Source organism: Mesorhizobium sp. CA15, assembly GCF_020165215.1.
In the GTDB taxonomy this organism is placed as follows: Bacteria; Pseudomonadota; Alphaproteobacteria; order Rhizobiales; family Rhizobiaceae; genus Mesorhizobium.
In genome coordinates this window covers 216973-230276 of sequence record NZ_JAIUHQ010000002.1, presented here as the reverse complement: position 1 = coordinate 230276, position 13304 = coordinate 216973, and the positions used below count along the sequence as shown (strand labels likewise).

Genomic DNA, 13304 nt, shown 5'->3' with positions numbered 1-13304 from the left:
CGTCGGTGACAATCAAGTCGCACCACAATGTCGGCGGCCTGCATGGACGTCGGCCCCCGATCGTTGAAGCCGACGAGGGCGCCAACGTCGAGCTTGGGCGAAGCAGACACCCGACTTGCGTTGTCGGGTGCAAAGCCGTAAGACCTGCACGTCGCGAAAAACGACGCCCGCATCACTGGGCTTCGCGCATACGCCGACCGTTTCGCGGTCGGCCAGCGGCTCCAACAGCACGAGCCTGACGACAGATTGGGCTCCCGATTTCGTGCTCCGTCGGCACGGATCGCAAGACATGGAGCGCGCTATGCAGTATCCCATCACGATTGTGGGCGCAGGTTTGGGTGGCCTCACCCTGGCCCGCATTCTCAATCTCAATGGCATCGCCGCCGTGATCTACGAGGCAGAGGCATCGCCCAGCGCCCGCGTGCAGGGCGGGCTGCTCGACATGCATGAAGCTACCGGCCAGCATGCTCTGAGGGTGGCCGGTCTGTTCGAGCAGTTCGAGCGGCTGGTGCGTCCCAGCGAGGACGCGAAGCGCGTCGTCGATCGAGATGGCACAGTGCTGCTCGACAAGCCCGGTAATCCCTTCAGCAAGCGCCCGGAGGTGGACCGCGGTGAGCTGCGGAAGATGCTGATCGATGCCCTGCCGCAGGGCACGATCCATTGGGGACACAAGGTCGCGTCGGTGTCGTCGAGAGGCGACGGCCGAAACGAGCTCCGATTCGTCGACGGCACTGGCACGACGACGTCGCTGCTCGTAGGCGCCGATGGCGCGTGGTCGAGGGTGCGGCCGCTCTTGTCCCAGACGAAGCCTGAATATTCCGGGACCTGCTTCATCGAGACGCATCTGTCGGCGGACGATCCGCGCAGCGTCGCAAACGCTGAGATCATCGGCACAGGCACGCTGATGGCAGTGGCGCCGGGCAAGGGCATTCTTGCCCATCGCAACGCGGACGGCAGTGTTCACGTCTATGTCGCGATCAACAAGCCGGAAAGCTGGGCATCAAGCATCGACTTCACGGAGGCACGCGCCGGTCTCGCCCGGGTCGCCGAGCAGTTCGACGGTTGGGCCGCACCGCTGGTCGCGCTGATCACAAACACCGATATCTCGCCCGTGATACGGCCGATCTACGCGCTGCCGGTCGACCATCGCTGGCGCCACGTGCCAGGCGCGACGCTGCTCGGCGATGCCGCGCACCTAATGTCTCCCTTCGCTGGTGAAGGCGCCAACTTGGCGATGTATGACGCCGCTGAGCTGGCTGTTGCGATCGCCGTTAAAAACGACAACGAAGCCGCCATCGCCGAATACGAACAGCGTCTGTTCCCTCGCAGCACCAGCGTTGCGCAAACCAGCGCGCAGAACCTCACTCGGTTCTTCGGACCCGAGGCTCCTCAGAGCGTCGCCGACCTCTTCAGCGCCTTGGGCTGAGAGATATGGCCCAAAACGTAGGCTCGAACCCCCCTCGATCGCCGCTTCGGAAGTTTGGTCGGCACAGCACCTTTCGAGACAATAGGCTGTTTCGATCTTTCCAGCGAATTTCGAGGAGTTGATGTTGGAGCGCGACCTGTCACGAGCGTCTTGATGGTCAATTGGTTTTCAATTGACCGACACGGTTCTCGGCAATCCAGCGGGCAGCCAGCACCAGCGCGCCCATGCTGAAATCCTTACCGTGCTTGGCGACCATTTCTTCCGACAGTTTGGCGAGCCGTTCGAAGAATTCATCCTTGCTCTTGTCCTCAGGGGTAAGTTCGGTCTGCATCCTTCTTCTCCTGTCGCTTGCGGCCCGCATTGGCCTATTTGAACATCTGGGCGGGAAAGGTGATGATCGCGGCGGTACCGTCGACGGCGCCTAGTGCCAGGTGCCGTCCGTCGCCGGACCAAGCAAGCGCGGTCACCGCGCTGCCCAGGGGTCTGACGAGGAGTTCGTCCCGCGTTCCGATCTGGGCGACGGTGATCCGACCGTTGGCATAGCCGGCCGCAATCAGTTTCTTCTGCGGATGGGCGGCCACGGCCTCGACCGGAACCAACCCGGCGCGGCCCGTCTCCAGAGCGCCGGAGGTTTCGCCGTCAAGTGGCGGCGCGGTCATCGACCAGCCGGCAATCCGGAATGCGCCCGACGCAAACAGCGCGTCCCCCGGCGCGCTCCAGCATACCGTCCGGACTGACGATGGGAATCCCGCCACGATTGCAGTTCCGTCATCACTTGCGCTGACCAGAGCAAGGCCTCCGGTTTCGAGCCCACAGGCCAGCCAGGCGCCGTCGCCACTCCAGCAAATTGACATCGGGTGGGCTGAAAAGGCGAAATCGCGCATCGGGGTGGGCTCGCCTTCGACCATCCAGGTCGACAACCCGTGCTCCTGACCACAGGCAAGCCTCCTCCCGCCTGGTGAGAAGGCAAGCGCGTCCGTGGATGGTGGCGCGTCGCGTTGCAGCCTCACTGGTTCGATCCCGCCGCGCGCCAAAAAGATGTCCTGCCCGCTGCTGACGGCCACCATGCCCGACCGAGGACTATAGTCGATTGCGACGGCAGGTCCGGCGATCTTGACCAGCGTCTCCATCACAGAGCCGTCCGCGTTCAGCCGGGCCACATCGCCGGCCGCCGTCCCGACGAGAAAGTCGGACCCAAGATAGCTTGCGAGCGGAACATCGCCGTCAGCCAGAACGGCGGTCGCTACCAGTGGCACCGGCGGCTTTTCCCTTGGGCGGATCGTCGTTTGGCCGAGATCGCCGCTCACCCTGATCCGCTGCTCCGGCGGTTCCTGGTCCGCGACTGCCGCTATGGCAACCGTTCCATCGATGCACGTGAAGGCGACGGTCGAGCCATCGGCGCTGAAGCGCAGATCGGCGATCGCCGATGGACGGCACCAGCTTCTCGCCAGCAGGTCGAACAAGGTGAGGTTCTGTATCGCGTGCTGGTTCATGGCCACTCCCTTCGTCAGTTCACGGTCTTCGCCAGGCGACGGTCGACATCGTCAATGTCACCTTCGGCGGCCGCGATACGTTCCTCGCACGCCGTGCATGCGTTCCTGAATGCCGCGGCACTCTCCTCGGCTTCATGCAAGTCCTGCACCAGTTGCGCGTTCGTGCCGCGTCTGCCGATCTCGAGTTCCAGGCGCAGCACATCCATCTCGACGCCGGCAAGTTTCTGGTTGAGACGCTGCGCCTCGGCGGTGAGCGCGCAGACGCTCGCGACGAGATCGAGGCGGCGGGCGAGCAGCGCGTCACGGCTTTCGGTTTGCCCCATCGGACCCTCCTGTCACTTTTCGTTTCCAGGCACCGGACCTGGCGGTTGCTCGAATGCCGCCAGCAGCCCGGGCAGTGTGCCGGCCTGTGACTGGAACTGCTTTTCGGCCGTCTCGATGTGGCTCTTGAGCTGGTCCCAGATGTCGACGCGCATCATCGCAGTCGTGTCCCCGGTGAGGCGCTCGATTTCTTCGACGCGAAACTGGCGCGACAGCGAAACGCCGGAAAATACGAAGTCGCGCAGCAGGATGGCGTGGCTCTCGATGAACAGATGGATCATCGGATGCGTTTCGGCGGTGACGCCGCCGGCCGCAAGTTCGGCCCGGATGAAGCTCTGGAAGTGGCTCTGCAGGCGCAATTGGCTCTCGCCCATGAAACGCATGACAAACACCAGATCACGGGGCATCAGCCTTACCAGATCGCCGGCAACGCCGTCGGACAGATCGGATGTTGGCGGCGGACGGCTCCGGTTGTCCCTGTCGTTCGGCATAGCCTCTCTCCTGCTGAGCCGCATGGGCCGTCACGTTGAAATAATAGAGTGACCAGAAGAATTGAATAGATGGCGTGTATTTTTCTGCATGCTGCAGGTGCTAAGTAAATATATTGCGATTGCGAATAGAAGAAAATCATTACAGCCGTAAGTTACAATTGTAAAATAACGTTACAGTTGATGGCGATCTCTGCCGTCGAAATGCGCGTGGGTTGTTCCCAGCGGCCGGATACGCCCTTATTTTCCAAACTGGCACGGCGCTTGCTTTGTCTATTTCCATAAGAAGCCCATCGCGCTCTCGTCGCGGTGCTAAAAGAACGAAGGAACGGAGGAAGCAGGTCCGCTTCGATACGCCATCGCAAGTGCGGTTGGCGTAGCGAGCCGCGCCAGACCCCTCACAAACCTTTGCCGCGATCCACTTGAACAGCCGGCCGTCGGTCGCGCCTGAATGCGCAACCCTTTGTCGTGCCGTTCGCACTCTCACTGGCGGCGCTGTTTGCCGTCTCACGCCCGGATCAAGGGATCCGCGGCTCAAACCTGGTGGAGGCTTATGACGATGTCGTCTTTGACGCTCAACAAGATTACCTCGCAACGCGGCATTTCCGTAGGCGAGGCGACGAAGAAGATTTCCGACCTCGGTTGGAACCCGAGCTATGTCCAGGAAGCGATGACGTTTCCGACCGACTACAAGATCGCCAAGGCGCCGCGCGATCCGATGAAGCAGGTGCTGCGCTCTTACTTCCCCATGCAGGAGGAGAAGGACAACCGCGTCTATGGCGCGCTCGATGCCGCTCTTCGCGGCGACATGTTCCGCAATGTCGAGCCGCGCTGGGTGGAATGGATGAAGCTCTTCCTCGCCATCATTCCCTTCCCGGAAATCTCCGCCGCCCGTTCGATGGCGATGGTGGCGCGGCTGGCGCCGGGCGAGGATCTCAGGACCGGCTTCACCATGCAAATGGTCGATGAGTTCCGCCACTCCACGATCCAGATGAACCTGAAGAAGTGGTACATGGAGAACTACATCGATCCGGCGGGCTTCGACATCACCGAGGAAGCCTTCGGCAAGTGCTATGCGACGACCATCGGCCGCCAGTTCGGCGAAGGCTTCATCACCGGCGACACGATGACGGCCGCGTGCATGTACCTGACCGTCGTGGCTGAGACGGCGTTCACCAACACGCTCTTCGTCGCCATGCCCTCGGAGGCCGCCCGCAACGGCGATTACGCGCTGCCGACCGTGTTCCTTTCGGTGCAGTCCGACGAGAGCCGGCACATCGGCAACGGCCACTCGCTGCTTATGGCTGCGCTGAAGGAGCCTGAGAACCACCTGCTGCTCGAGCGCGACATGCGCTACGCCTTCTGGCAGAACCACGCCATCGTCGATGCCGCAATCGGCACCTTCATCGAATACGGCACCACCAATCGCGACAAGTCGAAGGAATCCTACGCGGAGATGTGGCACCGCTGGATCTACGAAGACTACTATCGCACCTACATGCTGCCGCTCGAGAAGTACGGCATCAAGATCCACCATGACGATGTCCAGGCAGCCTGGGAGCGCATTACCAAGAAGAACTACGTCCACAAGGTCGGCCAGTTCTTCGCGGTTGGCTGGCCGGTGAACTTCTGGCGCATCGAGGCTCAGACCGACAAGGACTTCGAGTGGTTCGAGCACAAATATCCGGGCTGGTACGCCGAGTTCGGCGACTTCTGGAAATGGTATGCCAAGCTCAGCCACAAGGGCGAGAAGGTGCTCTTGTTCAACAGCGATGTCGGTTACGTCTATCCGCACCGCTGCTGGTCCTGCCTCGTGCCTTGCCTGATCCGCGAGGACATCGTGGTCGACGAGATCGACGGGCAGCTGCATACCTTCGCACACGAGCTCGACCGCTGGACCGCTGTCGAAGCCTTTGCCGACGAGTATCAAGGCCGTCCGACGCCCGCGATGGGCCGCTTCAGCGGGAAGCGCGAGTGGGAGACGCTCTATGACGGCTGGGATCTCGCCGATGCGATCAAGGACCTCAACTTCGTCCGTTCCGACGGCAAGACGCTGATCCCGCAGCCGCATTTGCGCTTCGGCGCCGACGAGCAGTGGACGCTCGACGATGTGCGCGGCAACATCCTCGGATCGCCGCTCAAGGCGCTTCGCGGCATGTCGCCGGCCGATCGTGAAAAGCACCTGGCCGAGTATCGGGCCGGCTTCACGATCACGCCCTTCAACTGACCATACGAGCGCGGGGGCCGGGTTCCGACCCCCGCGACATTCCAGAGGAAGGCCATCTCCTGTCCTGCGGACGGGCCGGAGAGGAATTGGGAGGTTATCGATGACTGGTGCTCACACCGTGCGCCTGGAGCCGGTCGGCGTCGAGTTCGAGGTCGAAAACGGCGAGACGGTCCTGAACGCGGCATTCCGCCAAGGCATTGCGCTGCCGCATGGCTGCAAGGAAGGGCAATGCTCGGCCTGCAAATGCGTGCTGCTCGAAGGCGAGGTCGACATGCTGAAATACTCGACCTTCGCCCTCAATGACACGGAGAAGGATACCGGGCACATCCTGTTGTGCCGGTCCATCGCCTATTCCGACATGCATGTCGAGCTTCTCAACTACGACGAGGAGGTGCTGGCGAAATCAATCGCGGTGAAGACATTCAAAGGCCGGATCTCAAAATTCGAACATCTGACCCATGACATCCGCGGCATCGAGATCGAGCTCGGCTCGCCGATAAAATTCTGGGCTGGGCAATATGTCGACATCACGGTCACCACGCAAAAAGGGGAGACGATTACGCGCTCGTTCTCCATGGCAAATACGCCGGACCAAACCCAAAAACTTTCCTTCATCATCAAGAAATATCCCGAAGGAAAGTTCTCCGGAGAGCTTGATTCCGGAGGCATCCGCGTCGGAGCCGAAGTCACTGTCGCCGGACCCTATGGAACCTGCTTCCGGCGGGAGGAACGGCAAGGTCCCCTGATCCTGGTCGGCGCCGGCTCCGGCATGTCGCCGGTTTGGTCGATCCTCAACGATCACCTGAAGAGCGGCGAGAAGCGGGACGTGTTCTTCTTCTACGGCGCGCGGACCCCGACCGACCTGTTCTATCTTGACAGGATCGCCGAGCTTGCCGGCCGCCACCCGGAGCTGAACTTCATCCCGGTGCTGTCGCATGTGAATGGCGAGGCGTGGGACGGCGAGCGCGGCTTCGTCCACCAGAGCGTCGATGCCAAGCTCAAGCAACTGGCGGTCGACGGGCAGGGCGACGTCTACGCCTGCGGTCCGCCGCCCATGATCGATGCGCTGCAGCCGGTCCTGTTCATGAATGGCTTCGAGAGCGAACGCATCTTCTTCGACCGGTTCACCACGTCGTCCAGCGCCACCCCGGGCCATTGAGACGGCCCGGAGCCAGCGACACCAAAGCAACTGCAACAAGGGAGTGAAGACAATGGTAGCAACGTCCAGTTCAGTCGGATCGGGAGCCGCGGGAGCCGCGATCTTCGCCGATTCCGACAGCCGCAAATATCGGTATTTCGATCCGAAAGGCCAGCGCGCCACCCATTACGAGGATGTCACGGTCGACGTGCAGCCCGACCCCGAGCGCTACCTGATCCAGGACTGGATCATCTCCTTCTCGAACGGCAAGGGCGCCTACATCAAGGACAATACGGCTGCCAAGAGCTCGAACTGGCATGCCTTCCGGGCTCCCGACCAGGAGTGGGAGCGCACGCATTATCAGCGCCAGTCGAAAATCGAGACGATGGTGCAGAGCGTGATCACCAATGCCCGCCGCGCCGGCGCGCCGAAGACCTTCGACAAGGTGTGGGCCAAGCTCCTGCAGGCGCATCTCGGAGCGTGGAAACATGCCGAGTTCGGCCTAGGCACTTCGCTGATGCAGGCGCAGCGCTACGGCTACACGCAGATGATCAACAACGCCACGCTGACCAATTCGTCCTACAAGCTGAGGCTCGCCCAGGACATCACGCTCTATCTCGCTGAGATCGGCATGGACATCGCCGGCTGGGACGACGAACTCGGCAAGAAGCACTGGCTGGAGGACGGTGTCTGGCAGGGCACCCGCGAGGCGATCGAGACCATCATGGGCACGACCGACTATCTGGAACAGTACTTCGCCATCAACATCGTGTTCGAACCGCTGGTCGGCGAACTGTTCCGATCCGGCTTCCTGATGCAGGCCGCGGCCGCCAACCACGACTTCATCACACCGCCGGTGATCTCGGCGGCCGAAGCCGACTACGAGCGCAACCTCGCCAACACCATCGACCTGGCCTACCTGCTTGCCAATGACGAGAAGCATGGCGCGGCGAACAGGAAGCTCTTCCAGGGCTGGGTGAACAAGCACGGCGCGCTTGCCGACAAGGCAGCCACCGGCCTTCAGCCGATCTGGTCGATGCCGCATTCCAAGCCGATTTCCTTCACCGACGTTCGCGCCCAATCCGAGGAACGGATCGGCCAGATCCTCGGCGAACTCGGCCTCAAGCGCTGAACAGGGAGAAGACCAACATGTCAGTAGCAGCACGCGACGCCTCGCAGTCCAACATCTTCAAATCGATGAAGGACATCACCTTTGAGCAGACGATTTCGCACCAGTGCGGCGTCACCATGAACGACTCGGTCGAGGCGCGCGCCATCGCCGAATTCATGGGCAAGAAGCCGGGGGTTATCGTCACTTACCAGCCGGCCATGATCCGCATCGACGGCAACGGCAAGCTGATCTTCAAGATGGACGAGATCAGCGAATATCTCGGCCGCGACATGACCGCCGAGATCTTCGAGGTCAACACCTCCACCCATTACGGCCGCATGGTGCGCGTCGACGACAACACCGTGATCCTGTTCGGGAACATGGACGAGGTCTTCGAATACATCTGAGGAAGCCGGGCACCGGCGCGCCGCCCGATCGCGGCGCGCCCACTCCATCAACAGGACGGCATCAACGCGACGATTGCGGAGGCAAGAATGTACAGGACACCTGAAGGCAAAGACATTTTCGTGGTCGATGGCCACACCCATTTCTGGGACGGCAGCCCAGAGAATCAGAGGAACATCCACGGCAAGCAGTTCATCGACTGCTTCTACGCCTATCATACGGGGCTGAGCCCGAAGGAGCAGCTTTGGGAGAAGGGCAAGTTCGAGAAATACAGCGCCGACGATCTCTATCGCGACCTGTTCATAGACGGTCCGGACGACGTGGCGATCGTCCAGTCGACCTATCTGAAGGATTTCTACAAGAACGGGTTCAACACGATCGAGCGCAACGCGGAGGTCGCCAAGCGCTACCCGGAGCGCTTCATCATCAATGGGTCCTTCGATCCGCGCGACGGCGAGAAGGCGCTGGAATACATCCACTTCATGAAGGAGACTTACGACGTCAAGGGCGTGAAGATGTACACGGCCGAGTGGAACGGCGCCTCCAAGGGCTGGAAGCTCACCGATCCCGATGCCTACAAGTGCTTCGAGCTCTGTGAAAAACTCGGCATCAAAAACATTCACGTCCACAAGGGCCCGACAATCATCCCGCTCAGCAAGGACGCGTTCGACGTGCACGATGTCGACCACGCGGCAACGGATTTCCAGGGCTTGAACTGGATCATCGAGCATTGCGGGCTGCCGCGCCTCGACGATTTCTGCTGGATCGCGACGCAGGAAACCAATGTCTATGGCGGCCTTGCCGTGGCGCTGCCCTTCATCCATTCGCGCCCCCGCTATTTCGGCGAGGTCATTGCCGAGCTGCTGTTCTGGATCGGGCCGGAGAAGATCCTGTTCGGCTCCGACTATGCGATCTGGACGCCGCGCTGGCTCGTCGAGAAATTTTGGGCGTATCAGATCCCCGAGGACATCGCCGCGGAACGCGGCGTGCAGCTGACCGACGAGATCAAGGAGAAGATCCTCGGGCTGAATGCCGCGCGCCTCTACGAGATCGACGTCGAAGCGAAGAAGAAGGCGCTCGCAAGTTCGCCCTTCAGCATCGCGGCGGAGTAGGGCCATGGCAACCGCCAGCGTTTCCGACAGCCGCGAGAAGGAACTCTGGCGGCGCCTTGGCGAGGTCAATGACCCGGAACTCGACGAGCCGATTACCGAGATGGGCTTCGTCGAGCGGGCCGAGATGACGGGCGACGGCAGCGTGGAGGTCGATTTCCGCCTGCCGACCTACTGGTGCTCGCCCAACTTCGCTTTCCTCATGCTCGACGGCGTCCGCAAGGCGCTCGACCAGCTTTCCTGGTCGCCCGCCTATCGCGTGAAACTGCACGATCATATGTTCGCGGAGGAGGTCAATCGCGGCATCGAAGCCGGCAAGGCATTCGGCGACATATTCGCCGAGTTAGCCGCAGACGCGGATCTCGGCGCCGTGCGCGAAACCTTCAAGATGAAGGCATTCAAGCGCCGCCAGGAAGCGGTCCTGCGCGGACTTCGGCAGCACGGCCTGACGGATGTCGAAATCCTCGGCATGGACCTGCCGGCATACGATGCCGCCAGCTTCGAGCCGGGCGAGGCGGCCATGCAGAAGCCACGGTACCGGGCAGCGCTGCTGCAGCGGTTTCCCGATCGCCGTATGGACGATCCCGTCTTCGTCACCTGGGAAGGGCGGCAAATTCCGCCTGCCGCGCTCAGTGCCCATCTCGCCGAGTTGCGCGGCGTGCGTGTCAACATGGAGTTCAACGGTGCGCTTTGCCGTGGGCTCAAGCAGACAAGATACAAGGAACTGAGCGTGGTCGAAGGCGAGCCGACGCTGGTCGACTTCATCATGGATCGCGTGCCGGCGCGAAACGCGCCGGCCGTCTAAGCAGTGTCGAAAGCAACGGCCTCCCTCGCACGAGGCCCCCAACCAACAACCCGCCCGTAAGGCGGAAGGAGGAATCATGCCTAAAATTATGCTTCACAATTCCGAGGCCCGCCGGGCCCTTGCCCGTGGCGTCTTCAGGCTGGCGGCGGCAGTCGAACCGACGCTCGGTCCCAAAGGCATGAACGCCATGATCGACCGGCCGATCGGAACGCCGATGGTGACCCGCGACGGCGTCAGCATCGCTTCCGAAATCGAGCTGCATGACCGTTTCGAGAACATGGGCGCTCAGGTCGTCCGCGAGGTGTCGATGCAGACCAACGAGGTCGCCGGCGACGGCACGACGACCGCCATCGTGCTCGCCAACGCGCTGATCCAGGGTGGCATCGAGGCCAATGAGCGCGGCGCCAAATCAGTCGATCTCTGCAAGGGCATCAACCTTGCCGTGGCGGCGGTCGTGACGGCCCTCAAGGCATCGGCCAAGCCCGCCAAGGGCAATGGCGTCCTCGCCTCGGTTGCCAACATCGCCGCAACCGATGCCAAGCTTGGCGCGCTGGTGGCCCAAGCGCATGAGCGCGTCGGCGCGGAAGGCGTCATCACCACCGATTTCAGCGTGACCACCGAGACCACGCTGGACGTGGTCGAGGGCATGTCCTTCGACCGCGGCTACCTCTCGCATCACATGGTGACGGACCAGGAGAAGATGGAGGCCGTGCTCGAGCGGCCCTTCATCCTGATGACCGATCTCAAGATCAAGGAGCCCACGGCGCTCGAGACTGCGCGCCGTATCGCCGACGAGGCGGGGCGCCCGTTGCTGATCGTGTCCGAGGAAGTGTCGCCGGAAGTTGTGGTCACACTGCTGGGCAAGCAGGGGCCAGGCAAATACCTCGTCGTCCATCCGCCGGAATATGGCCATTGGCGAAAGGCCATGATGGAGGACCTGGCGATCATCACCGGCGGTAGGGTGATAGCCCGCGACCTCGGCGGCCGGCTGGAGGACATCACAGTCGACGATCTTGGGACCGCTGACCGGGTGAAAACCAGCTCATCCTACACCTCGATCATTCGCGGCGGCGGCGACCATGACGCGATCGCGGCGCGCCGCGCCCAGGTGCAGCGGCAGTATGAGGCCGCGCCGCCGAATATCGAGCAGGACAAGCTGCGCGAGCGCCTGGCCAAGCTCTCCGGCGGTACCGCGATCCTCTATGCCGGCGGTGTCACGCCGGTCGAGCAGAAGCGGACCATCCAGCTGATCGAGGATTCGCTGAATGCGGTGCGCGCGGCGTCCGAGGAGGGCGTGGTTGCCGGTGGCGGCTCGGCGTTGGCCCAGATCGCGCCGCTGCTCGACAAGGTGGCGACCGGTGTCGACGGCGATGTCGCCGAAGGCGTGCGCCTGGTCCGGTCGGTGCTGACACGGCCGCTCTGGCGCATCGCCGCCAATGCCGGCGCCGATCCCGAAGCCGTGGTAGCCGAGGTGACGCGCATCAACGGCGGCTACGGCTATAACGCATCCGCCGGCAGCTACCAGAACATGTTCGAAGCCGGGATCATCGATCCTGTCCGCGTCACCTACACCGCGCTGGCCAATGCCGCTTCGGTGGCGACGCTGATCCTGACCACCGAGACACTGATAGGCGATCTTGCCGAGGATGAGGACCCGACGGCCGGGCCGGCGCTCGGCGGCGGCGCGGAAAAGCTTGGCCGCGCCTGAAACAATTCCGGACCTGAAAGGACACGACGATGAAAGCCGCAAGACTTTACGAATACGACCCGCACATGAACGTCAAGCTCAAGATCGAGGAGGTCAAGGCGCCGACGATCACGGCCCCGGACGAGGTCATCGTGCGGGTAGGTGCCGCCGGCCTCTGCCGCACCGACCTCCATATCATTGAAGGTGTGTGGAAACCGACCATGGACCCCGACGGCAGCCTTCTGCCTTACATCATGGGTCATGAGAACGCCGGCTGGGTCGAGGAGGTCGGCAGCGGCGTCAGATCGGTCAAGCGCGGCGATGCCGTGATCTGCCATCCGTTCCGCTCCTGCGGCATCTGCCTCAACTGCCGGCACGGCGAGGATATGTACTGCGACAATGGCCAGTTCCCTGGGCTCGGCATGAATGGCGGCTTCGCCGAATATTTCATCACCAGCGAGCGTTCGCTGATCAAGCTCAATGCCAATGTCACGCCGATCGAAGTGGCGCCGCTGGCAGATGCCGGCATCACCGCTTATCGCGCCGCCAAACGGGCGGCGAAGCTTTTGCGGCCGGGGAGCTACTGCGTCTTGCTCGGCATCGGCGGGCTCGGACACATCGCGCTGCAGTCGCTGCATGCGATTTCAGGCTGCCGGATAATCGCCGTCGATCGTGAGCCTGCCGCGCGCGTGCTGGCCAAGGATCTCGGTGCCGACTTCGTCCTCGATGGCGGGCCGAACGTCGTCGAAGAAGTAAAGGCGATCACTGGCGGCGGCGCCCATGTGGTCATCGATTTCGTCGGCGAGCTTGGCGTGGAAAACATCTGCTGGAAGATGGTGCGCAAGGGCGGCCAGCTGTTCGTGGTAGGCTATGGCGGCGCCGTCAACGTGCCGACCGCGCATCTGGTCATCGAGGAAATCAACATCGGCGGCAGCCTGGTCGGCAATTTCACCGAGCTCGTCGAGCTGATGGAGCTCAACGCCGACGGCAAGGTCAAGATGCACTACACCGAATACAATCTCGCCAGCATCAACACCGCGCTCGATGACTTCAAGAACCGGCGCTTCACCGGCCGCGGCGTCATCGTTCCCTGA

Annotated in this window: 13 protein-coding genes; 9 read left to right on the top strand and 4 right to left on the bottom strand. The window is 62.3% G+C overall.

Annotated elements, in window-relative coordinates; translation table 11 throughout:
- Positions 1–301 precede the first annotated feature (301 nt).
- Positions 302–1426 carry an FAD-dependent oxidoreductase gene (locus LB515_RS04540; protein WP_224600589.1) on the top strand — a complete coding sequence of 375 codons (1125 nt, stop codon included), beginning with the start codon at positions 302–304 and terminating at the stop codon, positions 1424–1426.
- A 157-nt stretch (positions 1427–1583) separates the two neighbouring features.
- On the opposite strand, the gene LB515_RS04535 is transcribed toward LB515_RS04540, so the two are convergent.
- From LB515_RS04535 to LB515_RS04520, 4 genes are read right to left on the bottom strand one after another with little or no spacing between them, the layout of a single operon-like run.
- Entirely contained in the window at positions 1584–1757 is a 174-nt protein-coding gene (locus tag LB515_RS04535) for a hypothetical protein (RefSeq protein ID WP_181174704.1), read from the bottom strand.
- 34 nt (positions 1758–1791) lie between these two features.
- Positions 1792–2919 (bottom strand): WD40 repeat domain-containing protein, encoded by a 1128-nt coding sequence (locus LB515_RS04530; RefSeq protein WP_224706883.1) that lies wholly within the window; start codon positions 2917–2919, stop codon positions 1792–1794.
- Positions 2920–2933: 14 nt separating this feature from the next.
- Complete coding sequence (locus LB515_RS04525; protein ID WP_140839161.1) at positions 2934–3242, bottom strand: hypothetical protein; 309 nt, start codon at positions 3240–3242, stop codon at positions 2934–2936.
- 12 nt (positions 3243–3254) lie between these two features.
- On the bottom strand, positions 3255–3731 hold the full coding sequence (locus tag LB515_RS04520) for a hypothetical protein (RefSeq protein ID WP_224600591.1): 477 nt from the start codon (positions 3729–3731) through the stop codon (positions 3255–3257).
- Between the two features lie 550 nt (positions 3732–4281).
- Here LB515_RS04520 and LB515_RS04515 point away from each other — a divergent pair.
- The 8 genes from LB515_RS04515 to LB515_RS04480 all read left to right on the top strand — a co-directional run bounded on the left by LB515_RS04515 (position 4282) and on the right by LB515_RS04480 (position 13304).
- A complete protein-coding gene (locus tag LB515_RS04515; RefSeq protein ID WP_224706882.1) occupies positions 4282–5955 on the top strand; it encodes an aromatic/alkene/methane monooxygenase hydroxylase/oxygenase subunit alpha in 1674 nt (557 codons plus the stop codon).
- Between the two features lie 100 nt (positions 5956–6055).
- Positions 6056–7114, top strand: a complete 1059-nt coding sequence (locus LB515_RS04510; RefSeq protein ID WP_224523078.1) for an NADH:ubiquinone reductase (Na(+)-transporting) subunit F — start codon at positions 6056–6058, stop codon at positions 7112–7114.
- A 52-nt stretch (positions 7115–7166) separates the two neighbouring features.
- Complete coding sequence (locus LB515_RS04505; protein WP_140839153.1) at positions 7167–8225, top strand: aromatic/alkene monooxygenase hydroxylase subunit beta; 1059 nt, start codon at positions 7167–7169, stop codon at positions 8223–8225.
- 17 nt (positions 8226–8242) lie between these two features.
- Positions 8243–8611 carry an MmoB/DmpM family protein gene (locus tag LB515_RS04500; RefSeq protein WP_112097527.1) on the top strand — a complete coding sequence of 123 codons (369 nt, stop codon included), beginning with the start codon at positions 8243–8245 and terminating at the stop codon, positions 8609–8611.
- A gap of 87 nt (positions 8612–8698) precedes the next feature.
- Positions 8699–9721 carry an amidohydrolase family protein gene (locus LB515_RS04495; RefSeq protein WP_224706881.1) on the top strand — a complete coding sequence of 341 codons (1023 nt, stop codon included), beginning with the start codon at positions 8699–8701 and terminating at the stop codon, positions 9719–9721.
- 4 nt (positions 9722–9725) lie between these two features.
- Positions 9726–10523, top strand: a complete 798-nt coding sequence (locus LB515_RS04490) for an iron-sulfur cluster assembly protein (protein WP_224706880.1) — start codon at positions 9726–9728, stop codon at positions 10521–10523.
- A 76-nt stretch (positions 10524–10599) separates the two neighbouring features.
- On the top strand, positions 10600–12231 hold the full coding sequence (locus tag LB515_RS04485; RefSeq protein WP_140839148.1) for a molecular chaperone GroEL: 1632 nt from the start codon (positions 10600–10602) through the stop codon (positions 12229–12231).
- Positions 12232–12260: 29 nt separating this feature from the next.
- Positions 12261–13304, top strand: a complete 1044-nt coding sequence (locus tag LB515_RS04480) for an NAD(P)-dependent alcohol dehydrogenase (protein ID WP_140535659.1) — start codon at positions 12261–12263, stop codon at positions 13302–13304.